General features: G+C 65.2%; 29 protein-coding genes and 3 tRNA genes. 13 read left to right on the top strand and 19 right to left on the bottom strand.

Going from position 1 to position 23,970, the window contains the following annotated elements; genetic code table 11:
• Nucleotides 1-246: 246 nt before the first annotated feature.
• The 7 genes from ABIB56_RS01755 to ABIB56_RS01725 all read left to right on the top strand — a co-directional run bounded on the left by ABIB56_RS01755 (nucleotide 247) and on the right by ABIB56_RS01725 (nucleotide 3,926).
• Entirely contained in the window at nucleotides 247-615 is a 369-nt protein-coding gene (locus tag ABIB56_RS01755) for a hypothetical protein (protein WP_354567095.1), read from the top strand.
• Nucleotides 615-1,343, top strand: coding sequence for a hypothetical protein (locus tag ABIB56_RS01750; protein WP_354567093.1), 729 nt, complete (start codon nucleotides 615-617; stop codon nucleotides 1,341-1,343). Before ABIB56_RS01755 ends, ABIB56_RS01750 begins: the two co-directional genes overlap by 1 nt.
• On the top strand, nucleotides 1,343-1,567 hold the full coding sequence (locus ABIB56_RS01745; RefSeq protein ID WP_354567091.1) for a helix-turn-helix domain-containing protein: 225 nt from the start codon (nucleotides 1,343-1,345) through the stop codon (nucleotides 1,565-1,567). Before ABIB56_RS01750 ends, ABIB56_RS01745 begins: the two co-directional genes overlap by 1 nt.
• 222 nt (nucleotides 1,568-1,789) lie before the next feature.
• The gene (locus ABIB56_RS01740) at nucleotides 1,790-2,020 is read left to right on the top strand and encodes a FitA-like ribbon-helix-helix domain-containing protein (protein ID WP_354567089.1); all 231 of its coding nucleotides are present in this window, start codon (nucleotides 1,790-1,792) and stop codon (nucleotides 2,018-2,020) included.
• A complete protein-coding gene (locus tag ABIB56_RS01735) occupies nucleotides 2,017-2,406 on the top strand; it encodes a type II toxin-antitoxin system VapC family toxin (RefSeq protein ID WP_354567087.1) in 390 nt (129 codons plus the stop codon). The genes ABIB56_RS01740 and ABIB56_RS01735 overlap by 4 nt, the downstream gene beginning before the upstream one ends.
• A gap of 48 nt (nucleotides 2,407-2,454) precedes the next feature.
• Complete coding sequence (locus tag ABIB56_RS01730) at nucleotides 2,455-2,937, top strand: hypothetical protein (protein ID WP_354567085.1); 483 nt, start codon at nucleotides 2,455-2,457, stop codon at nucleotides 2,935-2,937.
• Entirely contained in the window at nucleotides 2,934-3,926 is a 993-nt protein-coding gene (locus tag ABIB56_RS01725) for a pirin family protein (protein WP_354567084.1), read from the top strand. Before ABIB56_RS01730 ends, ABIB56_RS01725 begins: the two co-directional genes overlap by 4 nt.
• On the opposite strand, the gene ABIB56_RS01720 is transcribed toward ABIB56_RS01725, so the two are convergent.
• From ABIB56_RS01720 to tilS, 15 genes are all read right to left on the bottom strand, one after another.
• Nucleotides 3,910-4,095 (bottom strand): hypothetical protein, encoded by a 186-nt coding sequence (locus tag ABIB56_RS01720; RefSeq protein WP_502917531.1) that lies wholly within the window; start codon nucleotides 4,093-4,095, stop codon nucleotides 3,910-3,912. The two genes, ABIB56_RS01725 and ABIB56_RS01720, sit on opposite strands and share 17 nt — an antisense overlap.
• Before the next feature lie 33 nt (nucleotides 4,096-4,128).
• A complete protein-coding gene (locus tag ABIB56_RS01715; protein ID WP_354567082.1) occupies nucleotides 4,129-4,269 on the bottom strand; it encodes a hypothetical protein in 141 nt (46 codons plus the stop codon).
• A gap of 10 nt (nucleotides 4,270-4,279) precedes the next feature.
• A complete protein-coding gene (gene lysS / locus ABIB56_RS01710; protein WP_354567080.1) occupies nucleotides 4,280-5,779 on the bottom strand; it encodes a lysine--tRNA ligase in 1,500 nt (499 codons plus the stop codon).
• Nucleotides 5,780-5,988: 209 nt separating this feature from the next.
• Nucleotides 5,989-6,852, bottom strand: coding sequence for a pantoate--beta-alanine ligase (gene panC / locus ABIB56_RS01705; protein WP_354567078.1), 864 nt, complete (start codon nucleotides 6,850-6,852; stop codon nucleotides 5,989-5,991).
• Between the two features lie 70 nt (nucleotides 6,853-6,922).
• Complete coding sequence (locus ABIB56_RS01700; protein WP_354567076.1) at nucleotides 6,923-7,633, bottom strand: Rossmann-like and DUF2520 domain-containing protein; 711 nt, start codon at nucleotides 7,631-7,633, stop codon at nucleotides 6,923-6,925.
• Complete coding sequence (locus tag ABIB56_RS01695; protein WP_354567074.1) at nucleotides 7,630-9,186, bottom strand: PH domain-containing protein; 1,557 nt, start codon at nucleotides 9,184-9,186, stop codon at nucleotides 7,630-7,632. Before ABIB56_RS01695 ends, ABIB56_RS01700 begins: the two co-directional genes overlap by 4 nt.
• The gene (locus ABIB56_RS01690) at nucleotides 9,183-9,662 is read right to left on the bottom strand and encodes a PH domain-containing protein (RefSeq protein WP_354567072.1); all 480 of its coding nucleotides are present in this window, start codon (nucleotides 9,660-9,662) and stop codon (nucleotides 9,183-9,185) included. Before ABIB56_RS01690 ends, ABIB56_RS01695 begins: the two co-directional genes overlap by 4 nt.
• 21 nt (nucleotides 9,663-9,683) lie before the next feature.
• On the bottom strand, nucleotides 9,684-10,163 hold the full coding sequence (locus tag ABIB56_RS01685) for a DUF3180 domain-containing protein (protein WP_354567071.1): 480 nt from the start codon (nucleotides 10,161-10,163) through the stop codon (nucleotides 9,684-9,686).
• Complete coding sequence (folK, locus tag ABIB56_RS01680) at nucleotides 10,160-10,678, bottom strand: 2-amino-4-hydroxy-6-hydroxymethyldihydropteridine diphosphokinase (RefSeq protein ID WP_354567070.1); 519 nt, start codon at nucleotides 10,676-10,678, stop codon at nucleotides 10,160-10,162. Before folK ends, ABIB56_RS01685 begins: the two co-directional genes overlap by 4 nt.
• A gap of 14 nt (nucleotides 10,679-10,692) precedes the next feature.
• Nucleotides 10,693-11,085 carry a dihydroneopterin aldolase gene (folB, locus tag ABIB56_RS01675; protein ID WP_354567069.1) on the bottom strand — a complete coding sequence of 131 codons (393 nt, stop codon included), beginning with the start codon at nucleotides 11,083-11,085 and terminating at the stop codon, nucleotides 10,693-10,695.
• Complete coding sequence (gene folP / locus ABIB56_RS01670; RefSeq protein WP_354567068.1) at nucleotides 11,082-11,924, bottom strand: dihydropteroate synthase; 843 nt, start codon at nucleotides 11,922-11,924, stop codon at nucleotides 11,082-11,084. Before folP ends, folB begins: the two co-directional genes overlap by 4 nt.
• Nucleotides 11,917-12,516 (bottom strand): GTP cyclohydrolase I FolE, encoded by a 600-nt coding sequence (gene folE / locus ABIB56_RS01665; protein WP_354567067.1) that lies wholly within the window; start codon nucleotides 12,514-12,516, stop codon nucleotides 11,917-11,919. The genes folP and folE overlap by 8 nt, the downstream gene beginning before the upstream one ends.
• A gap of 25 nt (nucleotides 12,517-12,541) precedes the next feature.
• Nucleotides 12,542-14,539: an ATP-dependent zinc metalloprotease FtsH gene (ftsH, locus tag ABIB56_RS01660; protein ID WP_354567066.1), complete on the bottom strand. Its 1,998-nt coding sequence runs from the start codon at nucleotides 14,537-14,539 to the stop codon at nucleotides 12,542-12,544.
• 135 nt (nucleotides 14,540-14,674) lie between these two features.
• Nucleotides 14,675-15,229: a hypoxanthine phosphoribosyltransferase gene (hpt, locus tag ABIB56_RS01655; protein WP_354567065.1), complete on the bottom strand. Its 555-nt coding sequence runs from the start codon at nucleotides 15,227-15,229 to the stop codon at nucleotides 14,675-14,677.
• Between the two features lie 3 nt (nucleotides 15,230-15,232).
• Complete coding sequence (gene tilS / locus ABIB56_RS01650) at nucleotides 15,233-16,264, bottom strand: tRNA lysidine(34) synthetase TilS (protein ID WP_354567064.1); 1,032 nt, start codon at nucleotides 16,262-16,264, stop codon at nucleotides 15,233-15,235.
• 48 nt (nucleotides 16,265-16,312) lie between these two features.
• Between tilS and ABIB56_RS01645 the strand changes: the two genes are divergently transcribed.
• Nucleotides 16,313-16,807 carry an inorganic diphosphatase gene (locus tag ABIB56_RS01645; protein ID WP_354567063.1) on the top strand — a complete coding sequence of 165 codons (495 nt, stop codon included), beginning with the start codon at nucleotides 16,313-16,315 and terminating at the stop codon, nucleotides 16,805-16,807.
• Between the two features lie 67 nt (nucleotides 16,808-16,874).
• Here the strand turns inward: ABIB56_RS01645 and ABIB56_RS01640 are convergent, their stop codons facing one another.
• Both ABIB56_RS01640 and ABIB56_RS01635 read right to left on the bottom strand, forming a co-directional pair.
• The gene (locus ABIB56_RS01640; protein WP_354567061.1) at nucleotides 16,875-18,176 is read right to left on the bottom strand and encodes a peptidoglycan DD-metalloendopeptidase family protein; all 1,302 of its coding nucleotides are present in this window, start codon (nucleotides 18,174-18,176) and stop codon (nucleotides 16,875-16,877) included.
• A gap of 184 nt (nucleotides 18,177-18,360) precedes the next feature.
• Entirely contained in the window at nucleotides 18,361-19,620 is a 1,260-nt protein-coding gene (locus tag ABIB56_RS01635) for a M23 family metallopeptidase (RefSeq protein WP_354567059.1), read from the bottom strand.
• A 289-nt stretch (nucleotides 19,621-19,909) separates the two neighbouring features.
• Between ABIB56_RS01635 and ABIB56_RS01630 the strand changes: the two genes are divergently transcribed.
• The 4 genes from ABIB56_RS01630 (at nucleotide 19,910) to ABIB56_RS01615 (ending at nucleotide 20,733) form a co-directional block, all read left to right on the top strand.
• Nucleotides 19,910-19,982, top strand: a tRNA-Glu gene (locus ABIB56_RS01630).
• Nucleotides 19,983-19,995: 13 nt separating this feature from the next.
• A tRNA-Asp gene (locus ABIB56_RS01625) sits at nucleotides 19,996-20,069 on the top strand.
• A gap of 64 nt (nucleotides 20,070-20,133) precedes the next feature.
• Nucleotides 20,134-20,206 (top strand) — tRNA-Phe (locus ABIB56_RS01620).
• A 395-nt stretch (nucleotides 20,207-20,601) separates the two neighbouring features.
• Nucleotides 20,602-20,733 carry a helix-turn-helix domain-containing protein gene (locus ABIB56_RS01615; RefSeq protein WP_354567058.1) on the top strand — a complete coding sequence of 44 codons (132 nt, stop codon included), beginning with the start codon at nucleotides 20,602-20,604 and terminating at the stop codon, nucleotides 20,731-20,733.
• A 121-nt stretch (nucleotides 20,734-20,854) separates the two neighbouring features.
• Here ABIB56_RS01615 and ABIB56_RS01610 read toward each other — a convergent pair whose 3' ends face one another.
• Complete coding sequence (locus tag ABIB56_RS01610; RefSeq protein WP_354567283.1) at nucleotides 20,855-22,918, bottom strand: acyl-CoA dehydrogenase family protein; 2,064 nt, start codon at nucleotides 22,916-22,918, stop codon at nucleotides 20,855-20,857.
• 210 nt (nucleotides 22,919-23,128) lie between these two features.
• On the opposite strand from ABIB56_RS01610, the gene trxA reads away from it, so the two are divergent.
• Nucleotides 23,129-23,506 carry a thioredoxin gene (gene trxA / locus ABIB56_RS01605; RefSeq protein ID WP_354567057.1) on the top strand — a complete coding sequence of 126 codons (378 nt, stop codon included), beginning with the start codon at nucleotides 23,129-23,131 and terminating at the stop codon, nucleotides 23,504-23,506.
• Here the strand turns inward: trxA and ABIB56_RS01600 are convergent.
• Nucleotides 23,503-23,937 carry a MarR family winged helix-turn-helix transcriptional regulator gene (locus tag ABIB56_RS01600; protein WP_354567056.1) on the bottom strand — a complete coding sequence of 145 codons (435 nt, stop codon included), beginning with the start codon at nucleotides 23,935-23,937 and terminating at the stop codon, nucleotides 23,503-23,505. The genes trxA and ABIB56_RS01600 overlap by 4 nt on opposite strands.
• Between the last annotated feature and the right edge of the window lie 33 nt (nucleotides 23,938-23,970).

Raw genomic sequence — 23,970 nt, 5'->3', positions numbered from 1 at the left:
GCGAAGAGCGGTTTCGCCGCGCGGGGCATGACAGTGCGCGCGACGCCGGATGACGGCATGCACTCACGTCCTTTCGGAAACTCAGGACTTCGGTCACGCAGTCGCCGATTTCGGCGGCCTGTGGCGCTCCTCGGATGCCAAAGTCCTGAGTTTCCGTTGCTCTGATCGGCGGATAGCTTGACCTGTGATTCCCGACGCTTGAGGTTAACGATTATCGTTGTTATCGATTGTCGGTAGGGGAAACGGATGTCGCAGGCCAATCAGTTGGCAGGAACGGGACGGATGGTCACCCTCACCCGCGGCATCGTCTGGTGCGTTCTCGTGATCGCGGTGCTCGCAGGAGTCACCACGCTCGCGATCGGCGTGGCGAACCTCGTCACGAATCTCATCGATGGGCACACAGCGATGGCGCTCACGGTGGCCCAGAAGCTTCCGCCCGCCGCCGACGCGGGCTCGGCGACGGTGGTGAGCGGTAACTACGAGACCGCCTATGTCGTGCTGTCGAAGCTCTCCGGAGGGGCGGTGACGCTGGCCCTCGGTATGGGGCTGCTGCTCGTTGGGCTCGCCTTCGAGTACGGCGAAAAGTTGCAGCGCGACACGGACGGGCTCGTCTGATGAGCAGTTCGATCCGACTCGAGGAGCGGAAACCGATCGCACTCTGGGTCGTCTTCTCCCTCGCGGTTCTGTATGCCATCGCCAGTGCGACCATCGCCATCGTCCGCATTGTGCAGCTATTCATTTCGGAGGCCGTGGAGGTCAGTCTGCCCGTGGCGACTTTCTGGCCCGCGCTCAAATCGTCAGTGACCATCAATGTCGGGGCCACTGCGAATGTCGTTGCGGGAGGGTTCCAGCATGCCGAGGTGTCCATAACGGGATTGGCAATTGACGCACGACTGTGGCTGGCCGCTGGGGAATTGTTGCAGGGTGTGACGAACACGCTGATCGGACTGGCAATCGCCGTCCTCTGTTCGCGACTACTCAAAGGCAATCCGTTTGGTCCGGCGCTCACAAGAGCCGCGATCGCCGCAGCGGTCAGCGTGGCCGTCGGCGGACTCGCCTGGCAACTGTCGTTTCGCGTTGGAGGTCAACTCGCCTCAGCCCAAGTGCTCACAGTCACCGGATGGAGTGTCGACGATAAGGATGTCACTGCGGACAATCTCTCTGCTCTCGGCTGGCCACATCCTTCCGGGGGCTTCAGCGTCGACTTCTGGCCAGTCTGGGTCGCTCTCGTCATAGGAGCCGTCGTGATTGCCTTTCGGTACGGGGACAGACTGCAGCGTGAGCAGACACGCCTGGTCGCGAGAAATCGTGAGCTGCGCCGCGACACGGACGGGCTCGTCTAGTGCGCGAAGAGGATGCCACCCTCATCCACTGCCGGCTCGATGAACTGCTCGATGAACGTGGGATGACCCTCACCCGGTTGAGCGAGTTGGTCGGCGTGAGCATCGTGAACCTCTCCGTCCTGAAGAACGACAGGGCTCGCGCCATCCGTTACTCGACGCTGCAGGCGATCTGCGTGGCGCTGGACTGCGAGGTCGGCGAACTGCTGGTGATTCGGCCGAACTGAGTTGCGGCTTGTGGTTGTTCAGCCAGGCTGTGAACCACAACAGACCGCAACTCGATGACCGGAGGCTGCCTGTTCGACGACCAGGTATCCTCTCCTCTCCCCGCGTGGCGCAGGGCGACCGTCCGCGGAACCGACCCCTCGCCATTCGCCGGAACTCGAGTTCGACAGAATTGTGATGCATGCAGATCTTTGATTTCGCATGCATCTGGATAGCATTGAGCCATGGGAGTCACGGTGCAGGTCAGGAATCTCGACGAATCAGCCGGGGAGAAACTTCGCGCCGCAGCGGCATCACGAGGCCTCTCCCTCTCCGCCTATCTCCGACAGGAATTGACAAGGCTTGCGGATGAGGTCGACGCACGCAATCGACTGGGAGGGCCGATTCCCGCCCTCGCGGGCATCGACACCCAGGAGGTCGTCGCAATGATCCACGACGACCGAAAAGGCAGATGAGCGGCTTCGTCATCGAGGTGTCGGCCGCGATCGAGCTGATGCCGCGAACCGATCCTGATGCGATAAGACTTCTCGAGTCATCCTTCTACGCGCCGGAATTGATAGACGTAGAGTTCGCCAGCGTCATTCGCAAACTCCTCCTGCGTGGACGACTCTCCGAGTACGACGCGGAGAGTGCAGTCACATCATGGTCTGGCAATCGCGTGGTGCGATCCCCCTCCAAGCCCTTCCTGCAACGAATCTGGCGGATGAAGGACAACATCACCCCTTACGACGCGGCCTATGTCGCGCTGGCGGAATACCTGGAGATTCCGCTGCTCACTGCAGACCTCCGACTGGCGGCAGCTGCACAGCGGTATTGCGCCATCGCGACCTTGCGCGATTGACGCGGCAGACACCAGACGCGAAGCTGGACCAGAGGAGAGGAACCTGCCATGAGCCTTCACGACCCAGTCCCCCTCAGTGGCGCGATCGCCGCACGCCCCAGGCGCGGAAATCCGGCCAGGCTCCTGGCGATCTGCCTGCCATTGATGGTGCTGGCGGATGCCGCGTTCATCCTCGTGATTCTCGGCGTCGCCGTCGGCTCCTGGGGATGGACGGTGCTGGTTGCCGCCGCGGTCGCGTGCACCGTGCTCGCCATCGTCTCGACGACCCGCTCACGCGCTTGGGCGCGCCGGGCACGAAACGTTGCGGAGTCCGGCGCCGTCGCCACCGGCACGCTGACCGCCCTCGACGTCATCGGGCAGCGCCGCGACAACGCCACCCTCCAACCGAGCGAGTTGCTGTTGCTGTTGCTGTTGCTGTTGCGCACGACGGTGAAATTCTCCGACCGGCCGGAGAACGTGCGCCTGATGACCTTCGATCTTCCCTGGATCAGCACGGGGGTTCTGCCAGGTGTAAGCCTTCCCCCGGCATGAGCAACCTCGAGAAGGAACCGGCCGAGCTGCTCAGCGAGTGGCCGCGCACGGCAGTCGCGGCCGTCGAGATCCTGGCACCGCGCGACGTGCCACTCGGTGGCCCACGCGCGATGGGCGTGCGCCGCACACTCCCGCAGCGCAGAAGGTCGTTGATCGGCGCCTGGTGCTTCGTCGACCATTACGGACCTGACGCGATGCCCGGAGCGAACAGTGCCGAGCAGGGTGGCATGGTCGTGCCGCCGCATCCGCATACCGGACTGCAGACGGTCAGCTGGCTGTTCTCCGGCGAGATCGACCATCGCGACAGCGTCGGCAGCCACGCACTCGTGCGTCCGGGTGAACTGAATCTGATGACCGCGGGACGAGGCATCGCACACTCCGAAGTGTCCATGGCGGCGACCACTGTGCTGCACGGCGCCCAACTGTGGCTCGCTCTGCCCGACGAGAGTCGGCACGGTGAACCCTTCTTCGAACACTACGTGCCGGAGCCGGTGGCTTTCGGTGCGACGGAACTGAGGGTGTTCATCGGCTCGCTGGTCGGGCAGATGTCGACGGCGACGGTCTTCAGCGATCTCGTCGGTGCGCAGATCGACCTGCCGGCCGGCGCATCCGTCGATCTACCGGTCGACCCGCGCTTCGAACTGGGAGTGTTGCTCGACACCGGCGCGATCAGCGTGCAGGGCGAGGAACTGCCGCTCTCCCACCTTGCCTACCTCGAACCGGGTATCGCGAGTCTGCGGCTCCAGGCCGGTGACACGGCAGCGCGAATCCTCCTCATCGGCGGCGTTCCGCTCGGCGAGAGCATCGTCATGTGGTGGAACTTCATCGGGCGCAGTCACGACGAGATCGTGCAGTTCCGTGCGGAATGGCAGGCGGATGTCATCCAGGGCGAGCGAGTGGACGGCCGCTTCGGCCTTGTGGCAGGCTACGACGGCTCTGCACTGCCCGCGCCGGAACTACCGAACGTGCGGCTCAGGCCTCGCGACTAGCGGATTCCTGCTCCATGCGGGCGCGTTCCTCGGCCTCGATCTCTGCGTAGACCTTGCGCTCCGTGCGATCGGCCCTGACGATCGACCGCATCACGAGCCAAAAGATCAGCCCGACCAGGATCGTGGGCACGACCGAGAAGATCGCGTTGCCCCAGAAATTTTCGATCACGAGTACAGGATACGTCTCGCGGCTGTGCGTGGACTAACCGTGGTTGATGACGCCGATGACGCCGGTGATGATGAAGTACAGCCCGACAGCGCCGACGAAAACCCAGACAGCGAGGCGCGTCGGGGTGACCTTTTTCGGGTCTTTGTCGCGGGGTTCCTTCGGCAGATAGCTCACCCGGGAAACCCTACTTCACCAGTGGGAAGAGGATCGTCTCGCGGATGCCGAGGCCGGTGAGCGCCATCAGCAACCTGTCGATTCCCATGCCCATTCCACCACTCGGCGGCATGCCGTACTCGAGGGCTCGCAGGAACTCCTCGTCGAGCCGCATCGCCTCGAGGTCGCCGGCCGCCGCGAGCTTGGCCTGCTCGATGAAACGCTCGCGCTGCACGACGGGGTCGACGAGCTCGGAGTATCCGGTCGCGAGTTCGAAGCCGCGCACATACAGGTCCCACTTCTCGACCAGGCCCGGAATCGAGCGGTGGGCGCGCACCAGCGGAGACGTGTCGAGCGGGAAGTCCATGACGAAGGTCGGGCGCTCGAGGCCCGTCTTCACGAAGTGCTCCCAGAGTTCCTCGACCAGCTTGCCGTGGGTGGGCTGGTGCACCTCGATGCCGAGGGTCGCGGCGAAGGCGAGCAGTTCATCCGCCGGCGTCTCTGCCGTCACCTGTCGGCCGGATGCCGCACTCAGCGAGTCGTACATGCTCACGCGATCCCATTCGCCACCGAAGTCGTAGTCGCTGCCGTCGGCCCAGGTGACGACGGTGCTGCCGCCGATCGCGATCGCGGCGTTCTGGATCATCTTCTGGGTGAGATCCGCCATCTGGTTGTAGTCGCCGTAGGCCTGGTAGGCCTCGAGCATCGCGAACTCCGGGGAGTGGGTTGAGTCGGCGCCCTCGTTACGGAAGTTGCGGTTGATCTCGAAGACCCGCTCGATGCCACCGACGACGGCACGCTTCAGGAAGAGTTCCGGTGCGATGCGCAGAAACAGCTCGGTGTCGAAGGCATTGCTGTGGGTGGCGAAGGGACGAGCGGATGCCCCTCCGTGCATGGTCTGCAGCATGGGCGTCTCGACCTCGACATAGCCGTGGTCGGCGAAGGTCGTGCGCAGGGATGCCACGGAGGCTGCGCGGTTGCGCACCATCTGGCGCGCGCCCTCGCGAGCGATCAGGTCGAGGTAGCGGCTGCGAACCCGGGTCTCCTCGCTCAGTTCGACGTGGAGGTTCGGCAGCGGACGAAGCGCCTTCGCGGCGATCTTCCATTCCTTCACCAGCACCGACAGCTCGCCTCGGCGACTGGAGATGACCTCGCCGAAGACGAACAGGTGATCGCCGAGGTCGACGAGATCCTTCCAGAGGTCGAGCGATTCCTGGCCGACCTCCGCGAGGGACACCATGGCCTGGATGCGGGAGCCGTCGCCCGACTGCAGCGAGGCGAAACAGAGCTTGCCGGTGTTACGGAGGTGCACCACGCGGCCGGCCAGGCCGACGATGTCGCCGGTGGTGGCATCCGTTTCGAGCTCTGGGTACTTGGCGCGCACCTCGGGGATAGTCGTCGTGATCGGGAGTGAGACCGGGTAGGCCTCAGCTCCGGATTCGATCAGGCGCTCGCGCTTGCCCAGCCGCACCCGGGTCTGCTCGGAGAGTTCCTCTTCTGAGGGTTCTGCGGCGGCGACGTTCTCGGTCATGCGTAACTCCAGGTGATTGTGGCTCGCCCAAGTTTACGGGGGCCACGCGCCGGGCCGGGCGTACCTGCCGGATGTGACGACTCGCAGTGTGCGCACAGTCCGCACGACCGGGCCAATGCGGCCGAAATGGGCCATCGCGTTGACCCCACGTGGCCGCATTGACCCGGTTCCGCGAATCGGCATCGCGAAGACGGGGGCCACGGGCCGCGCTAATTGCGCATTCCCCCGAGGAAGATCGTCGTGTTGTCGATGAGTCTGGTCGTTCCCACCCGGGCCGCGATGAGCACGACGGCTTTGCCAAGGTAGTCATCGTCGACCGGCAGGAAGGTCTCGGGGGCGACCACCTTCAGGTAGTCGAGTTCCACGATGCCCTCGCCCCTGAGCACCGACTGCGCCGCCGCGAGCACCGCGTCGACGCCTCGATGAGCGGATGACTCCGCCGCCTTCAGCGCGATCGACAGCCCGAGCGCGGCGAGCTTCTCTCTTTCGTCGAGGAACCGGTTGCGGCTGGAGAGGGCGAGACCATCTTGCTCGCGCACTGTCTGCACGACTTCGACGGTGACCGGGAGGTCCAGGTCCGCGATCATTCGCGCGACCAGGAAGACCTGCTGGGCGTCTTTCTGGCCGAAGAGCACCGTGTCGGGCTGCGCGATATTCAAGAGTTTCGAGACGACGGTGAGCACGCCGTCGAAGTGGCCGGTGCGGGTGCGGCCTTCGTAGAGCGATCCGACCTCTCCTGCGGTCACCCTGGTCTGGATGGCGCCACTCGGGTACATCTCGGCGACGCTCGGCGCGAAGACCCAGTCGACGCCGAGCTGCTCGAGCTCTGCGACATCCGCGTCCATGGTGCGCGGGTAGCGGTCGAGGTCTTCGGTTGGACCGAACTGCAGGGGGTTGACGAAGATCGACACGATCACCAGGTCGGCGACCTCGCGGGCCCTGCGCACGAGGGCGAAATGACCGTCGTGCAGGGCCCCCATGGTCGGGACAAGGGCGATGCTCCTGCCTGCGGCGCGGGCATCCGCCGTTCCCGTTCGCAGCGCTGACACGGTTTCGGCTACGGCAATGGGCACCACTCGATGGTAGTGGCTCGCCGCACGCGGGCAGGCCGGCCCAGAACGACGCGCCCTGGGCAGCTCCGGGTCAGTGGGCGCGGCGCAGGGCGTTCTCGACCGAGGAACGTACGAGGGGGGCGAGCACCTGGCCAGGAGAGTCGACGCCGATCGAGGCGAGGATGGCCGTCGCTTGGTCGACGATCGCACTCGAGAAGCTCGTCGCCGTCGCGATCGCCTCCGCGTAGGCCGCGCGGTCGGCCTCCGCGACCATCACCGGTTCGCCACCCATCTCCACGACGAGTGCCTGGCCTATCGGTTGCACAGGACCCGGCGCGGTCACGGCGAAGTACGCGCCGACAAGCTGGCTCACATCGATCGTGGTGCCGGTGAAGGAGACAGCGGGGTGAATGGCGAGCGGTATCGCTCCGGATGCCGCGGCCGGCGCCAGCACACCGGTGCCGTATTCGGCCGCCGTGTGCATCACCAGCTGTCCGGGCTGCCACGCCCCCGTAGAAGCGAGACCTTCCACCAGCGCGGCCAGCTCGCTCGCCGGCACCGCAAGGATCACCAGTTCGCTGCGCTCGACGAGCAGCGGCACGTCGAGGATCGGCGCCCCGGGCAGCATGACCTCTGCCCGCTCCCTACTCGAGTCGGATATCGCGGAAATGCCGACGATCGCATGGCCGGCGCCGGCGAGCGCCGCGCCGAGGACAGGTCCGACACGACCGGCGCCGACGATGCCGATGCCGAGACGTCCTGAGCGCTGGTGGGGCGGTGTGGCTTCCACGGGAAAGCTCACGCCGCCTCACCGGAACGCCAGCGGTGCGAGGTATCGCTGTCGCCTGCCCGCACCGCGACCTCCGCCACCTCGCCGAAGAAGACGACCGCGGCATCCTGGTCGAGGGCACTGAGCTCGGCACTGATCGGGCCGGCCACCGTGTGCAGGTGGATGTCGGCCAGGCGGAGCAGACGAAGCAGCGGGCCCTGACGCACAGCGACACTCTGCAGCCTGGGCTGCGGCACGATGATCAGACGCCGCCAGATCGCCCCCTTGCGCAGCACGATCGAGCCGGGCACGATCCGGAAGCCGTTGCGACGCCAGGAGACCGGCCGAAGCCAGGCTGCTCGCTTCGGCGAGTTCGTGAAACCGTCGTTGCCCTTCGACACCAACCCGGTTTCGATGAACGCGACGGCTTCGGGCCCGATGAAGTCGGGCAGCATGAGTTCGAGAACCTTGGTCACGTCGGCGCGGTTGCCCACCGGCAGGATGGTCGTGTTCGCCTGGTTCTCTGCTCCACGGTTGGAGGTGCGGCTGGCCCGGTTCACCCTGATCTGCCACCATCTGGCGGGGCGCCAGAGCAGTGGCTGGCTCACCTCGATGGAGTGGATGCGGCCGGGCGGCAGCGTCTCGTTGCTGGTCGACAGCAGGCCGAACCCGACCCGCACGCCATCCGGAGTCCCGGCGATCGTGTACCGCAGAGATTTGGTGAAACGGCGCACGTAGTAGCTACCGAAACCGATGATGCTCGGCAGCACGAAGAAGAGCACGTAGTACTCGCCAGAGGTGGAGATCCAGACGATTGCACCGATGATGAGAAGCAGGGCGAAGACCGTGCTTCCGCTGAGGATGATGGACCCGACCAGCCGACCGAGGTGGATCGTCACCACCGACTCCGGCGCTGCCGCGTTCTGGTCGAGCTCCGGCGCGAGAAACTCGTCCATCCGCCGGTCGATCACGTTCTGGGCGGGAGCAGAAACTCCGGATGCCGCCGCTTCCTCCCGCGCGCGTGTGCCAGATGCTCGGCGCAGGATCTCCCGGCGCAGGTCATCCGTCGCGCCGGATGCGAGATAGGACAGTTGCACGTTGGCGTCGTGGCCGGCCTGGCTGATCTCCAGTTTGGCCGCCCCGAAGAGTCGCGCGAAGAACGGCCGCACGACGTTGATGCCCTGGATGCGGTCGAGTCGCGCCTTGCGGTTGGTGCGGAACAGCACGCCCGATCGCACCTCGACCACCTCGTCGGTGATGCGGAAACTGTGCATCCGCCACGACACGTAGAAGCCCGCGATGAAGAGCAGCAACAGGCCGCCGACGATGAGCAGCGCCTGCACAACGTAGCCGTTGTCGACGATGTAGTTGACCGGGTCGCCCTGCGCGCCGTAGTACGGCAGGAACAGCCCGATCAGACGCTCGCGCAGGTTGGCGATGATGATTCCGAGGATCGCGATCAGCGCGATACCACCCTTGAGGAGAGGGGATGCCGGGTGCAGCCGGTGCCACTCGCCGTCGGTCAGGCGTGCGACGGTCTCCGCGACCGCTGCGACGGCCGGCTCGGGAAGGGAGGCGTCACTCACAGTCCAGCCCGACGGCTTTCAGCGACGGAGACGAGGTGGTCGCGCAGTTCTTCGGCCTCCGCCTCCGGGAGTCCAGGGATGGTCACACCCGCCGCGGCGGCCGCCGTGACGAACTTGAGTTCGCTGAGCCCGAGACTGCGGGCCAGAGGGCCGCGGTTGATGTCGACCAACTGCATCCGTCCGTAGGGCACTGCAACGAAACGTTGCCACATGATGCCGCGACGGAAGAGCAGGTCATCGTCGCGCAGCTGGTAACCGATAGAGCGCACCCGGCGACGGGTGAGGGCGAGGTTCACGATCGCGACGATGGCGACCACACCGATCGCGGCGGCGATCCACCAGATGTGCAGGAGGTACATAGCAATGCCGGCGACGACCATGGCGATGAGGAAGATGGCGCCACCGAGCAGTTCGACCACGATGAGTTTGGGTGAGACCCTACGCCAGTCGCTTTCGGGCAATTCGAGTCGGTTCACGCTGCTCCTCGGCTCCGCTTGCTACGGCCTGACTCTGATGGCCTTCTTGCCTGGGTCGTCATCATCATCTCCTGGCGGAATAGTGCACATGTGCTCAGCAATGAGCCCGGCGGCGAGCAGCACTCCGGAGCCGATGATCGTGGCGATCGCCAGCCCCACCGAGTTTACCGGCACGATGGAGCGGGTCAGCAGATAGATGCCGATCCCGATCCCGAAACCGATCAGCAGGGCTCCGATGAGCGCGCTGGCTTTGGCCAGCACCAGCACCCGCATGGCGTAGAAGGGGTCGATAGGACCCTTGGACTTACCCCTGGTCAGCCGGCGGATAGGCACCGCGAGCGAGATGATGATGCCGCCGATGGCCGCCAGCGCAATGGCGAGTGTCAGCGGTGGAACGATGATGGGGCGCCCTGCTGAGGCGAGCGCCGCCTCCAGGAACGCGCCGACCACGCCACCGAGTAGTGCGAGCAGGATGAGGGTGACCGGGCTGGTGCGCTTCATCGCGTCGCCCCCTCGAACAGTGCTGCCGCATCGAAAGGCCACACCTCGGAGGAGGTCGCCGCGTCGAGGGCCGCGATGCGTCCAACGCCGGGGATCAGCGCGTCCGGGTCGACCTGCAGCCACGGCACGATCACGAACGGACGCTCCCAGGCCCTTGGATGCGGCAGCGTCAGCCGCGCAGAATCCGAGGCCAGCGATCCGAAGGCCACGATGTCGAGGTCGAGGGTGCGGTCCCCCCAGGGTTCCTCGCGCACTCGGCCGAAAGCGGCCTCGATACGGTTCAGCTCATCGAGCAGGTATTGGGGTGGTAGCTCGCTCTGCACAAGGGCGACGGCGTTGAGGTAGTCGGGCGCCGCGGCATCCGACCCCTCCGGCTTCACCGCGTTCGACTCCACGATTCCGGAGGCCGCCGTCACCGTCACGCCCTCGATGGCGTCGAGCGCCGCGATCGCACCACGCAGATTCGCCTCACGGTCGCCGAGATTCGAGCCGAGCGCGATGACCGCGGGCGACACGATTCTTCTGCGGATCAACTGCGGCCTCGCGTGAGGGTGACCGAGACGTCGGCGAAGGGAACAGGGATGGGCGCGCTCGGCTTGTGCACGGTGACAGTCGCGAGCATGGCCTGCGGGTAGGCAAGCACCAGGTCAATCACGCGCTGCGCCACCGTCTCGATCAGGTTGACCGGATCGCGCTTGACCGCCGAGGCGATCGCCTCGGCCAGGTCGCCGTAGTGGATGGTGCGGGTCACGTCGTCGCTGTCGGCCGCCGGACCGAGATCGAGGGAGATCGTGACGTCGATCAGGAATTCCTGGCCGGCCTCTCGCTCCTCGTCGAGCACCCCGTGGAAGGCGAAGACGCGCAGCCCGGCCAACTCGATGCGATCCCCGTGATGCTTGTCGTTACTGGTACTACCGGTCACGGCTGCATCGCCTCCCAGACGTCGAGCGCGGCCTTCGTACCCGCGACATCGTGCACGCGGATGCCCCACACTCCGGCCTGGGCGGCGAGCGCGCTGATCGTGGCTGTTGCGGGGTCACGGTCGGTAGTCGGGGCTTCCTTCGGCAGCAGCGTTCCGAGGAACCTCTTGCGTGAGGCACCGATGAGTATGGGGTATCCAATGGTCTCGAGTGCCGCCAGGTTAGAGAGCAGCTTCCAGTTGTGCACAGTCGTCTTCGCGAAGCCGATCCCCGGATCGAGGATGATGCGGTCGGGACGCACGCCATTGATAATCAGTTCGGCGACCCGGTTCTTCAACTCGTTGCGCACATCTTTCAGCACGTTCTCGTAGACGGAGTTCTCATCCATCGTCTTGCTCGGACCGCGCCAGTGCATCGCGACGAAGTGCAGACCGGTCTCGGCGGCCACCCTGGGCATTCCCTCATCCGCGAGGCCACCAGAGACGTCGTTGATCAGCACGACGCCGCGTTCGGCAGCCGCGAGCGCCGTCGACGCATTCATCGTGTCGATGCTCACCGGGATGCCGCGATCGGTTAGAGCCTCGATCACCGGCAGCACACGACGCTGCTCTTCCTCCACCGGCAGCCGTTCGGCGCCGGGACGGGTGGACTCGCCACCCACGTCGATGAGCTGGGCGCCGGCGGCCACCAGTTCTGCTCCCCTGGCGATGGCCGCGTCGATCTGCGTGAAGAGACCGCCGTCGCTAAAGGAGTCCGGCGTCATGTTGAGCACGCCCATGATCCGCGGGCGGGACAACCCGACGGGCCGATACGGCCGAAGGGAGACGATCTCGTTACTCATCCGCACCGCCGATCATGACCATGATCTCTGCCCTGGCGACCGGCTCGGTGAGGATACCGCGACTCGCCATCGTCACAGCAGAGCTCTTCGACTGCCGCACCCCGCGTGAGGTGACACAACTGTGCACCGCGTCGATCACCACGAGCACGCCGAGCGGATCGAGACCGGTCTGCAGGGCATCCGCGATCTCCTCGGTCAGACGCTCCTGGAGCTGTGGACGGGAGGCGAGCGTGTCGACGACTCTCGGGAGCTTGCCGAGGCCGACGATGCGGGAGCGCGGCACGTAAGCGATGTGGGCGACGCCGATGAAAGGCAGCAGGTGGTGCTCGCACATCGAGCGGAACTCGATGTCGCGCAGCAACACCAGTTCGCTCAACTCGCCGGAGTCGGCAGTGAACTCCGCGCTGTCGGCCAGGAAATCGAGCGGGTTGACGGCGAGACCGGAGAAGAACTCGGTGTAAGACTGGGCGATGCGCCTGGGGGTCGACTCGAGGCCGGGCCTGGCCGGATCCTCGCCGATGGCGGCGAGGATCTCCAGCACGGCAGCCTCGATGCGAGCCGTATCGATCGGGTCAGTGGTAGAGCTGGCCACGAATCCCCTTACGCGGTTGAGAAACCTAGGCGGTTGCGACGTCTGGCCGCTTGCGCGGTCGTGGCGTGCGAGCCTTCTTTATTGGCTCGGACGTTACTCCACCATCGACCACTCCCGCATCGATCGGCGCCTTCTGGGGCACGATTACGGGAGGTAGCGCAGAGACGGGACGCTTGTCGCTTGACAGCCACTGCGGGCGCTCCGGCATCTTCTTGACGTCGGTGAAGATCTCGGCCAACTCGTTGTGGTCCAGCGTCTCCTTCTCGAGCAGGGCCGTCGCGAGCTTGTCCAGGATGTCGCGGTTCTCGTTGAGAACCTCCCAGGCCTCGTCGTGCGCCTTCTCGATCAGCGCGCGGACCTCCTTGTCGACCTGCTCAGACAGACGCTCAGAGTAGTCGCGCTGGCTGCCCATGTCGCGACCGAGGAACATCTCACCGGATCCCGAGCCGAGCTTGACCGAGCCGATGCTCGCGCTCATGCCGAACTCGGTGACCATCTTGCGGGCGGTGGATGTCGCCTTCTCGATGTCGTTCGACGCACCGGTGGTCGGGTCGTGGAACACGACCTCCTCGGCAACCCGGCCGCCCATCGCGTAGGCGAGCTGGTCGAGCAGTTCGTTGCGGCTCACCGAGTAGCGGTCTTCCAGCGGAAGCACCATCGTGTAACCGAGGGCACGGCCGCGCGGCAGGATCGTGACCTTGGTCACCGGGTCGGTGTTGCGCATCGCCGTGGCGACCAGCGCGTGTCCGCCCTCGTGGTAAGCGGTGATCAGCTTCTCGTGGTCGCGCATCACGCGGGTGCGACGCTGCGGGCCGGCCATGACGCGGTCGACAGCCTCATCCAGCGCACGGTTGTCGATGAGCTGGGCATTGGAACGCGCGGTCAGCAGGGCGGCCTCGTTCAGCACGTTCGCCAGGTCGGCGCCGGTGAAACCCGGAGTCTTGCGGGCCAGCACTTCGAGGTCGACGCCCGCGGCGAGCGGCTTGCCCTTGCCGTGAACCTCGAGGATCTGCTTGCGACCGAGAAGGTCGGGAGCGTCCACGCCGATCTGGCGGTCGAAGCGCCCAGGGCGCAGAAGTGCGGGGTCGAGGATATCGGGACGGTTGGTCGCGGCGATCAGGATGACGTTCGTCTTGACGTCGAATCCGTCCATCTCTACCAGCAGCTGGTTGAGGGTCTGCTCACGCTCGTCGTGTCCACCGCCCATACCCGAGCCACGGTGACGACCGACGGCATCGATCTCGTCCACGAAGATGATCGCCGGCGAGTTCTCCTTGGCCTGGGCGAAGAGATCACGCACGCGGCTTGCACCGACACCGACGAACATCTCGACGAAGTCCGAACCGGAGATCGAGTAGAACGGCACGTTCGCTTCGCCTGCGACAGCGCGGGCGAGCAGCGTCTTACCGGTACCGGGAGGGCCGTACAGCAGTACGCCCTTGGGGATACGGGCACCGACAGCCTGGAACTTGGCAGGCTCCTTGAGGAAGTCCTTGATCTCCTCGAGCTCTTCGATCGCCTCGTCAGCTCCCGCGACATCCGCGAAGGTGACCTTCGGGCTCTCCTTGGAGACCAGCTTGGCCTTCGACTTGCCGAACTGCATCACCTTGGATCCGCCACCCTGCATGCTGGACAGCAGGAACCAGAAGACCACACCGATGAGCAGGAATGGCACGAGGAGGCCGAGCAACGAGGTGAACCAGTTGCCCTTGTCCACCTGGTCGTCGTACTTGGCACCGGAGTTGTCGACGGCCTTGACGATGTCGGCACCGCGGGCGACGGTGTAGTAGAACTGCACCTGCTTGCCGTCGGCCCCTGCCGTATTCAGCACGAGATCGACGCGCTGCTCTGTGTCGACGATCTTCGCCGAGGCGACCTTGTCATCGGCGAGCAGCGCGAGGCCCTGCTTGGTGTCGATCTGCTTGAAGCCAGAGCCGCTCAGCAGGCTGAAACCCACGGAGACGACGATGACGGCGAGCACGATCCAGACGAGTGGCCCGCGAAGAAAACGCTTGAAGTCCATAGTGTTCCGGGAGTCGAGCCCGGCACCTTTCTGACGAAGAATGTGACTGCAAGGCTACCTGAGCCGCGCTGGGCGGCTGCTGCGTGTTTGCCGTGGGCGTAATGCGCGATGGAGCTACCCGCTCAGAGCCGTTGCTCAGCTCTCGTAGACGTGGGGAGCCAGCACCCCGATGTCCCGAAAATTGCGGTACTTTTCGGCGTAGTCCAGGCCGTAGCCGACGACGAAAGCGTTCGGGATCTCGAAGCCGATGTAGCGCACGTCGACGGCGACCTTCGCCGCATCCGGTTTGCGGAGCAGCGCGCAGATCTCCACGGATGCCGCGCCACGGCTTTCGAGGTTGGCTCGCAGCCAGGAGAGCGTGAGACCGGAGTCGATGATGTCTTCGACGATGAGCACCTTGCGGCCCTGCAGGTCGGAGTCCAGGTCTTTAAGAATGCGGACCACACCCGAGGACTGGGTGCCTGAACCGTAGGAGGAGACCGCCATCCAGTCCATCTCGATCGGCAGCTTGAGTTCTCGGGCCAGGTCGGCCATGACCATGACCGCACCGCGGAGCACGCCGACGAGCAGCAGCCTCTCTCCCGCGTAGTCGGCCTCGATTCGACGCGAGAGTTCAGCGATCTTCTCGTGGATCTGCTGCTCGGTGAGCAGCACGCTCGTGAGGTCGTCGGCGATGTCCTGGTATTCCATGGCCTAGGCCTTCCCTGTCGAGCCGAAAATGAGCAGGCCGCCCTGCCTCTCCACCTTAATGCCGGGCAGGTCGATGGCTTCCTGCCCGTGCCAGTCGATGACGAGCTTCGAGACCTCCAGTGTGTGGGTGCGGCTGAGGCTCACCCCGAACTCTGCCAGCACCGTCATACGGATGATGCGCTGGCGCAGGGCGGGAGGGTTCGCGGCGAGGGCAGTGACCGGCAGCGATATTCCCGCCTCGGCATGTTCGGCCAGTTCTTCGAGCTGGTCCTCTGCGAAGCCGTCGAGCGCTTCGGTGTCTTCCCTCGCGAGCACCGCGGTGCGGAAGAGCGCCTCCGCGAATCCGGGACCGAGCTCACGTTCGAGCATCGGCAGCACGGTGCTGCGTACCCGTACCCTGGTGAACCGCTCGTCGGCGTTCTGCGGATCAGTCCACGCTTCCAGTCCGGAGTCGATGCAGAACTGCAGGGTGGTCTGCCGTCGCAACCGGAGGAGCGGTCGCGCGTAGATACCGGACTTCGGCGCCATGCCCTTGATGCTGCCCAGTCCGCTGCCGCGCCCAAGACCCAGCAGCACGGACTCGGCCTGGTCGTCGAGGGTGTGGCCGAGGAACACCGTCGTCGCAGCGGTCTCGGTCGCCGCGTCGGCCAGCGCCGCGTAGCGCGCCTCCCTCGCCGCGGCCTCCGGTCCGCCTGCGGTGCCGACGGCCACAGACCTGAGGAGGACGGGGTCGAGTCCGAGCTCGTGAGCCTGCTGGGCTGCGCGGGCCGCGACATCCGCCGAGCCGTCCTGTAGCGCGTGGTCGACGATCACGGCGCCGGCACGAATACCGACTCGCTTCGCCTCGAAGGCGGTGGCCGCGGCGAGCGCCAGCGAATCGGGACCGCCGCTGAGGGCCACGAGGACGAGGGGGGTTGCGGCACGCCCCTCGACAAGCTCGGGCCCTTCGACAAGCTCAGGAAAGGCGGGGAGCGCGGCACGCACCGCCGAACGCACATCCGCGATCGCGGGGGTCAGGCGGGGCCGAGTTGTCATCCGATAACGTTATTGCAGCAAACCCCACACACCAGAGGAGCCACAGTCATGGCCAGCTACGACGCGATCATCGAGATCCCCAAAGGCAGCAAGAACAAGTACGAGGTGGATCACGAAACCGGTCGCGTCTACCTCGACCGGGTGCTCTTCACGGGCTTCGTCTACCCGACCGACTACGGCTTCTTCGAGAACACCCTCGGGCTCGACGGCGACCCGGTCGACGTGCTGGTGCTTCTCGACTACCCGCTGTTCCCCGGCGTCGGGGTCTCTGTGCGCCCGGTCGGCGTCTTCAACATGACCGACGACGGCGGCTCCGACGCCAAGGTGATCGCCGTGCAGGCGAAGGACCCGCGCTGGCAGTGGATTCAGGATGTCGACGACATTCCCGAGTACACCCGCAAAGAGATCGAGCACTTCTTCGAGCACTACAAAGACCTCGAGCCCGGCAAGTGGGTCAAGACCGAAGGCTGGGGCAATGCCGCCGAGGCCGAGGAGATCGTGCAGGCCGGCATCGCCAAGCTCGTCGCCGAGGGCAACCACTAAGCAGCCACGCGAAAGAAGCCCCGCCAAACTGATGCTTGGCGGGGCTTCTTTCTTATGGCGTGTGGTTTTAGAGTCGCACTCCGCGGTCCGCCATGAACGGCACGGCGTCCACGGCCTTCCCGCCTGGACGCGTCTCGAAGTGGAGGTGGCAACCCGTGGAGTGGCCCGTGCTTCCGACTCTGGCGATCTGCTGGCCGCCCGAAACCTGCTGACCCTTGCTCACGAGGGTGCCGCCATTGACGATGTGGCCGTAACCGGTGAATACACCTCCACCGTTGTCAATGAGGATGAAGTTTCCGTAACCGCCGCTCCAGCCGGCAAAGCTGACGGTGCCAGAGTGCGCAGCGAAAATCGGTGAATTACATCCCGCGGCGAGGTCGGTGCCCGCATGAAGGGCATTAACGTGGGTGACCGGATTGTTGCGCCATCCGAACCCGCTGGAGATGCGACCACCCGCTGGTCGATACCAGCCAGAGGTGCTCGGGGCCCCGGCGCTACCACCGCTCTCCGCGGGATGGGCGGCCGCGTAGGCCGCAGCCGCAGCCGCTGCCGCTGCCGCCTTCGCCTTTGCCTCCGCGATGGCCGCAGCAACGCCAGCGTTGTACTCCGATTCGACGTTGCTCGTGTTCTGGACCAGTGAAGCGCGCTGGGCCTCCATCCGCCCCTTGTTGTCCTGCTGCTCCGAGAGAGCGGCTGCAGCCCTATCCGACGCGGCGTTTGCCTCTACCAGCGCCTTATCCGCGACATCAGAGAGAGTCTTGAGGGCATTCTTGGCAACGTCGGCCTGGTCGGTCAGCGACTGGGCGGTGTTCTGGTCCTGCACTGCCCTGTCGTAGAGCCCTGACGACTGGTCCTTGACCATGCTGGCCAGGCCGAGCTGCGACAGGAGGCTGTCAGCCTTGTCGCCGCTGAAGAAAAGAGTAGTGCTGAGGTCGTTGCCACCGCCGGAGCGGGCGAGCTTGGCGGCGAGCTGACCAGCCTGCTGCTTCGACGTGGCTGCCTTGGCTTTGGCGGCATCCGCCTGCTTCTTCAGTTCGTCTGATTTGAAGCTGGCCTCGTCGGACTTCTGGCGGGCGGCAAAGGCCTCTTCGCCCTTCTGCTGAGCGATGGCCTGGGTCGACGTCACCCCGGTGGCGAGCCCCGCCAGCAGCCCGTCGAGACGTTTGATCTCGGCCTCCTTGGCGGCGACGCTGGTGCGCGCAGCCTGCACATCGGACCAGCTGGGGTAGTCCTTGGCCGAGGCGGACTCTGCAGCCTGGCCGAAGACGGTGCCGGTGACGAGTACCGCGAGCGCTGTCGCGATGGCGAGCGACCGCCGCGCACGCGGCAGGTGGAACGTGGCCGTGCGACCGTGTGAGCTGTGAGTCATGATTCCCCGAGTTCGTGCCGCAGATCCCCCTGCAGTCACTCCAGTAACACTGTTAACATCAGTCACAGTAACAAGCGCGCAGGAATTTAGCCAGCACAAAGTACTATCGGCAGCGCAGAGGGCGCCGTAATCAGCCCGAAATCGGGGCTCAGATGCCCTCGATCGAGGGAATCGTCAGTGACGATCAGTTGGCGAGTTCGATGCCCTGACCACGCATGAACGGCACCGGGTCCTGGGTGAGACCGTCGTGATACACCTCGAAGTGCAGGTGACATCCGGTCGACCACCCGGTGCTGCCAACCCTCGCGATGTTCTGGCCGACGCCGACCTGCTGGCCGACCTGCACCAGAATGCCGCCGTTGACGATGTGCCCATAACCGGTACCGAGGCCGCTTCCATCGTTGTTCATGATTTTGATGAAGTTGCCGTAGCCGCCGTAGGGGCCGGCATAGACGACAATGCCGGTGTGCGCCGCGAACATCGGCGAGTTGCAGGATGGCGCGAGGTCAGTGCCCGAGTGGAGAGCGTAGTGGTGCGTGAAGGGGTCGAGGCGGTTGCCGTACCCGCTGGAGATGTGGCCACCGGCGGGACGCGCCCAACCGGTCGCACTGATCTGGCCGGCACCGAGCCCCGCACTGTCACCCCACAGTGCCTTGATGCCGGCCGCATACTCGGCCTCGGTGTGATCGCGATTCTCGACCAGGGTCGCGAGTTGAGCTTCGAGTCGCGCCTGGTTCTCCTGCTGGGCTGCGAGGGCGGTCGCGGCGGCCTGCGCGGCGGCGACGGCAATATCGGATGCCTTCTGCGCGTCATCCGCCAGCGCCTTCAGAGCGTTCTTGGCGACGTTGGCCTGGTCAGTCAGTGATTGGGATGTGTTCTGGTCCTGAATGGCCTTCTCGTAGAGGCCGGCCGACTGGTTCTTAACCATGCTGGCCAGGCCGAGTTGCGAGAGCAGGCTGTCTGCTTTGTTTCCGCTGAAGAACAGCGTAGAACTGAGATCTTCACCACCGCCCGAACGGGCGAGCTTCGCGGCGAGCTGCCCCGCCTGCTCCTTGGACTTAGCTGCGTTGGCCTGGGCGGTGTCGGCCTGCTTCTGCAACGCCGCAGCCTTCTGCGCCGCCGTGTCGTAGGCCAGTTGCGCCTCCTGGGCCTTCACGCCCTTCTCGACCGCGACGGCCTGGGTCGAGGTGGCATCGGCCTCGAGACCGGCGAGAAGACCCTTCAGCCTCGTCACCTCAGCCTGGGTGGCGGTGACATTGGTGCGGGCGTTCTGCACGTCCTGCCAACTCGGATAGTCCACGGCCCACGCAGACTCAGTGGAGGTTCCGACGATGGTGCCGGTGATGAGCACCGACAGCACGGCAACGATCGCAAAGGAACGGCGCGCACGCGGGCTGCGGGTCAGGCGGGTGGTGGCATCCCGGATACTCTTCGTGCTGTTCATTTCTCCCCGACTCGTGACGCAGTCCCCTGTGCAGTCAGGCCAGCAACACTGTCAACACCTGCAACGCTAACGAGTGATCCGAGCAACGACCAGCACCGGGAAGCCTCAATGACGAGTTGAACCTACTCGGAGCTCCGCCAATCGCTCGGCGTTTGGCGCGGAGTGGCTGTTTTCTGCGGATGACAGTGGCTGGCGCAGTGGGCTGCCGGGGCATCCGCTGCTCGTTTGGCAAATGGGGTACTCACCCCTATGCTTGTTCCTCGGTAGCTATGAAGGTTGTTTACTTCACGGCCCCATCGTTTAGTGGCCTAGGACGGCGCCCTTTCACGGCGTTAACACGGGTTCGAATCCCGTTGGGGTCACGAAACATAGCTAGGCCCTGTAGCGCAGTTGGTTAGCGCGCCGCCCTGTCACGGCGGAGGTCGCCGGTTCAAGTCCGGTCAGGGTCGCAAGGCACGGTCATCTCTCGCCAGACGGCCGTGCCTTATTTATATTGGTCTTGCACCGATATGCGGCTCTGTAGCTCAGTTGGTAGAGCGTTCGACTGAAAATCGAGAGGTCACGGGATCGACGCCCGTCGGAGCCACTGGCCCTATTTCCCGGCTTCTACGGGGAGTAGGGCTTTTTCTTTGCTGGACCGCCTCGCCGCGTCGACCAAGTCGGACGGGCGCTGGAAACAGGCGGCTGAACGCGAATGAGCGGCTGTTGACCGATCGGGGAGACAGGAAGCTGCTCGAAGGAATTGTCGGGCAGACGCCACTCGTGGCCCTCGGCACGGCTGCCGACACGGCGGGCCACTGATGGCAGATGATCGGGGAAAGGCCGGTGATCTTCGGGTGATCAGCCGGTCCTCCGTTTCTTGCCGTGTGGGAACACCGGGGACATCACGGCCCACTGGTCACATGTGTACACACGGTTACCGTGGGCAACAAGCTACGCCCTCACGCCGACGAAAAATAGATCGCCTGCAAAGAATCCACAATGAATGTACTTCAGCGGACACTCCGTCAGCGCGTGAGCCGGGTCTTCGGCAGGGTGCAGCTGCGCGACCGGGCGCAGGCCATCGTCCTCGCTAACGAGCACGGCCTCGTGGTGCCGTCGTCGTTCCCGTAACCACGATCGGTCCGTTACGCGTCAGCACTTGGTGGATGTTCCCATCCGGAGCGACTGTTCCTGCTCGAGCCGGAACATCTGCCGCACGAGGGAACAATCGCGGCTGGACGGCTCACGGACCTCAGCGTTTGGCCGTGAGCGACTTCTCGTCCACGGGTGCATCCCCGCTCGCGCGCAGCGCGCTGTAGTACTCGGCGGCTTCCTGCTGCCGTTCTTTCTCAACGCCGCTGGCGATCGTCGCCCGCACCTGGCCTGGTACGAACCCGAAAGCCTCCACGAGGTCGAGCGCGTGGGGACGCAGCCGAGGGAGCAGACGGTCGTCGATATAGTCGGTGATGGCGAGGGCTCGCTGCCCCGAAAGACGCCCGTTGATGAGGTACCAGGCGAGGTTCTTCTCGATCAGGCCGAGCCCGAAGAGATCGCGCAGCCAGGTGAGCACCTTCAGCGTCTCAGCATCCTCCACCTCCGCGAGCGCCTCAGTGAAGGCCTCCCACTGCAGCAGCTGTCCGTGGGCTCGCGCCGCCTCGATCAGTTCGTTCTGGTTGGCGTTGAAGAGGTCGGCCGCATCGGCCGGTGAGAGCTTGTTCGCATTGCGAAGGCGCCCGGCCAGCGAAGCGACCATGGTCTGCACCCGGTCGGTGAGCAGTTGGCGCTGGGAATCCGTGTCGCGAACGTAGCCGACTGAGCGGGCGGTCGATCCGAAGTCCGCAACGTTCTGGGCCAGCTGGCGCAGACCGAAGCGGTGGACCGCGGCCGAGCCGACCTGGCTCGCGACGTAACCGGCGAGGGCGCCGGCATCCGCCTTAGCGAATTTGCGGGAGAAATCGGTGAGCAGGCGCTTGGCCACCAGTTGCAGCAGAACGTTGTTGTCGCCCTCGAAGGTCACGTAGACGTCGAGGTCGGCGCGCAGTTGGGTGAGCCGGTTTTCGGCGAGAAAGCCAGCCCCACCACAGGCCTCACGAGCCTCCTGCAGGATGTCGAGGGCCGCCCAGGTGCTGAGCGGTTTGAGGGCCGCAGCCAGAGTTTCGAGGTCTTCGCGGTCGGCATCCGTGGCCCGCGCTCCGGAGAAGACGCCGTCGAAGGCGGTGAGCAGCTTCTCGTGGGCAAAGGACATCGCGTAGGTGGTGGCGAGACGGGGAAGGAGCCGACGCTGGTGACGCTGGTAGTCCAGGATCACCTCTTCTTCGGTGGGCTTCGCCGCGGTGAACTGGCGGCGCTGGGAGCCGTAGGTGATGGCGATGTAGAGGGCCAGCTTGCTGGAGACCACTGATGCCCCGTCGAGCGACACCCTGCCCTGCACGAGCGTGCCGATCATGGTGAAGAAGCGGCGCCCCGGGCTGGCGATCGATGACGTGTAGGTTCCGTCGGCAGCGACGTCGCCGTACCTGTTGAGCAGGTCCTCACGCGGCACGCGAACGTGATCGAAGTGCAGGCGACCGTTGTCGATGCCGTTCAGTCCGCCCTTGAGACCGTCGTCCTCGCCGCCAACACCGGGCAGAAACCCCTTGTCATCGCGGATCGGCAGGTAGAACGCGTGCACACCGTGGTTGACGCCCTTGGTGATCAACTGCGCGAAGACGACAGCGGCCCTGCCATGCTGGGCCGCATTGCCGAGGTAGTCCTTCCACGCTGCGCGGAACGGAGTGTGGATGACAAACTCCTCCGTCTTCTCGTCGTAGGTGGCCGTCGTGCCGATGGCCGCGACATCCGAGCCGTGGCCGGTCTCCGTCATGGCGAAGGCGCCGGGGGTCGTGAGGTCGAGGATGTCCGGCAGCAGTCGTGCGTGGTGGCGCTCTGTTCCGAGGTGCAGCACTGCCGCAGCGAAGAGGCCCCACTGCACACCGGATTTGATCTGCAGTGACGGATCGGCGAGCACGATCTCCTCGAAGGAGGCGATGTTGCCGCCGTGGTCGTCGTCACCGCCGAGCGACTTGGGGAAGGCTCGGTGCACGGCCCCCTCCTCGACGAGGAGCTTGAGTTGACCGAAGGTGCGCTCGCGCTGCTCGGCGAGCGACAGGTCGTCGACGCGCTGGAATTCGGGTCTGGCGACGAGGCCTCGCGCGTGCCGCCTGGCATCCGCCCACTGGCCGAGCAGGTAGTCGCCGAGCCATGCAGTGTCGATTCCCGCGGTCTTCTCCGCAGCGGAAGAGGTCGTGGTCGCTGGTCGGTCGTCGAGCTGGGTCATGGCTGTCGTCTTTTCCTTGAGTGTCGCTCCCTTCACGGTACGAGCGTGGTCGCGCCGGTGCCAAGACGGTCGTCGGGGGCGCACGAAAGCATGGTGGTCCTGTCAGCATCCGTTGTGGGATACCACAGTCGGAAGGGCGGAGGGAATGTGCATTACCTCTCCAGGTGTTGTTGACTGGTGAGCTGCTCAACGCGTGAAACGGAGACGAACATGACAACTGTGAACCTGACGACCGACGAATTCGAGAAGACCGTCACCTCGGACGGCATCACCCTGGTGGACTTCTGGGCCGACTGGTGCGGACCGTGCAAGATGTTCGGACCGATCTATGAGGCGGCGAGCGAGAAGAACCCGGAGATCACTTTCGGCAAGGTCGACACCGAGGCAGAGCAGGCGCTCGCCGGCGCCGCGGGAATCACCTCGATCCCCACGCTGATGGCCTTCCGTGACGGCGTTCTCGTCTTCTCGCAGCCCGGCGCTCTTCCGGCGCCTGCCCTCGAGCAGGTCATCGAAGCCGTGAAGGAACTGGACATGGCCGAGGTGCATGCCAAGATCGCCGAGCAACAGGCAGGCGCACCGACCGCCTAGTTCCGCTCCCACCGCCCTGCCGAGGTCGCTTGGATGATCTCGAGCAGGGCGGCGCGCATTCCAGGGTTGTCGGTGATGCTCGGAAACAGGTCGGCTTCGAGCGTGCGCGAGGATATCCAGACCTCGCGTCCGACGGCGGTGCGGGTCACGACGTGACGACGACCGTCCTGCGGATGCTTCTCGCGTCCCACGTACCCCTCCCGCTCCAGCCTCTCGAGAGTGCGGGACATCGTCTGCACCTCCACCCTCGCGCGCTTCGCCAGCTCGGTCTGGCTCAGCGAACCGGCATCGAGCAGGTGCAGCACGATGAGGCCGGCGTGAGTGAGACCGAGCTTTTCGAGGGCATCGATCCAGGCGTGCTCGACGAGTCGGGCGGCCGTCGACAGCAGTCGCCCGGTCGGCCATGACGCCATCGGATCGACCTGTTCCATAGGACTAATTTAGTGCTAGCGTGAATTAGTAAG

Origin of the sequence: Glaciihabitans sp. UYNi722 (assembly GCF_040549465.1) — a bacterium.
GTDB lineage: Bacteria > Actinomycetota > Actinomycetes > Actinomycetales > Microbacteriaceae > Lacisediminihabitans.
The sequence above is the reverse complement of the archived record's forward strand: the minus strand, read 5'-3'. Positions and strand labels throughout refer to the sequence as shown.

Excerpts from the sequence above, each read along its gene's own strand:
- ABIB56_RS01755 (WP_354567095.1), top strand. The coding sequence starts at position 247 with ATGTCGCAGGCCAATCAGTTGGCAGGAACGGGACGGATGGTCACCCTC.
- ABIB56_RS01750 (WP_354567093.1), top strand. The coding sequence starts at position 615 with ATGAGCAGTTCGATCCGACTCGAGGAGCGGAAACCGATCGCACTCTGG.
- ABIB56_RS01740 (WP_354567089.1), top strand. The coding sequence starts at position 1,790 with ATGGGAGTCACGGTGCAGGTCAGGAATCTCGACGAATCAGCCGGGGAG.
- ABIB56_RS01735 (WP_354567087.1), top strand. The coding sequence starts at position 2,017 with ATGAGCGGCTTCGTCATCGAGGTGTCGGCCGCGATCGAGCTGATGCCG.
- ABIB56_RS01730 (WP_354567085.1), top strand. The coding sequence starts at position 2,455 with ATGAGCCTTCACGACCCAGTCCCCCTCAGTGGCGCGATCGCCGCACGC.
- ABIB56_RS01725 (WP_354567084.1), top strand. The coding sequence starts at position 2,934 with ATGAGCAACCTCGAGAAGGAACCGGCCGAGCTGCTCAGCGAGTGGCCG.
- lysS (WP_354567080.1), bottom strand. The coding sequence starts at position 5,779 with ATGACCGAGAACGTCGCCGCCGCAGAACCCTCAGAAGAGGAACTCTCC.
- ABIB56_RS01685 (WP_354567071.1), bottom strand. The coding sequence starts at position 10,163 with ATGAAGCGCACCAGCCCGGTCACCCTCATCCTGCTCGCACTACTCGGT.
- folP (WP_354567068.1), bottom strand. The coding sequence starts at position 11,924 with ATGAGTAACGAGATCGTCTCCCTTCGGCCGTATCGGCCCGTCGGGTTG.
- ftsH (WP_354567066.1), bottom strand. The coding sequence starts at position 14,539 with ATGGACTTCAAGCGTTTTCTTCGCGGGCCACTCGTCTGGATCGTGCTC.
- hpt (WP_354567065.1), bottom strand. The coding sequence starts at position 15,229 with ATGGAATACCAGGACATCGCCGACGACCTCACGAGCGTGCTGCTCACC.
- tilS (WP_354567064.1), bottom strand. The coding sequence starts at position 16,264 with ATGACAACTCGGCCCCGCCTGACCCCCGCGATCGCGGATGTGCGTTCG.
- ABIB56_RS01645 (WP_354567063.1), top strand. The coding sequence starts at position 16,313 with ATGGCCAGCTACGACGCGATCATCGAGATCCCCAAAGGCAGCAAGAAC.
- ABIB56_RS01640 (WP_354567061.1), bottom strand. The coding sequence starts at position 18,176 with ATGACTCACAGCTCACACGGTCGCACGGCCACGTTCCACCTGCCGCGT.
- ABIB56_RS01635 (WP_354567059.1), bottom strand. The coding sequence starts at position 19,620 with ATGAACAGCACGAAGAGTATCCGGGATGCCACCACCCGCCTGACCCGC.
- ABIB56_RS01615 (WP_354567058.1), top strand. The coding sequence starts at position 20,602 with ATGAATGTACTTCAGCGGACACTCCGTCAGCGCGTGAGCCGGGTCTTC.
- ABIB56_RS01610 (WP_354567283.1), bottom strand. The coding sequence starts at position 22,918 with ATGACCCAGCTCGACGACCGACCAGCGACCACGACCTCTTCCGCTGCG.
- trxA (WP_354567057.1), top strand. The coding sequence starts at position 23,129 with ATGACAACTGTGAACCTGACGACCGACGAATTCGAGAAGACCGTCACC.
- ABIB56_RS01600 (WP_354567056.1), bottom strand. The coding sequence starts at position 23,937 with ATGGAACAGGTCGATCCGATGGCGTCATGGCCGACCGGGCGACTGCTG.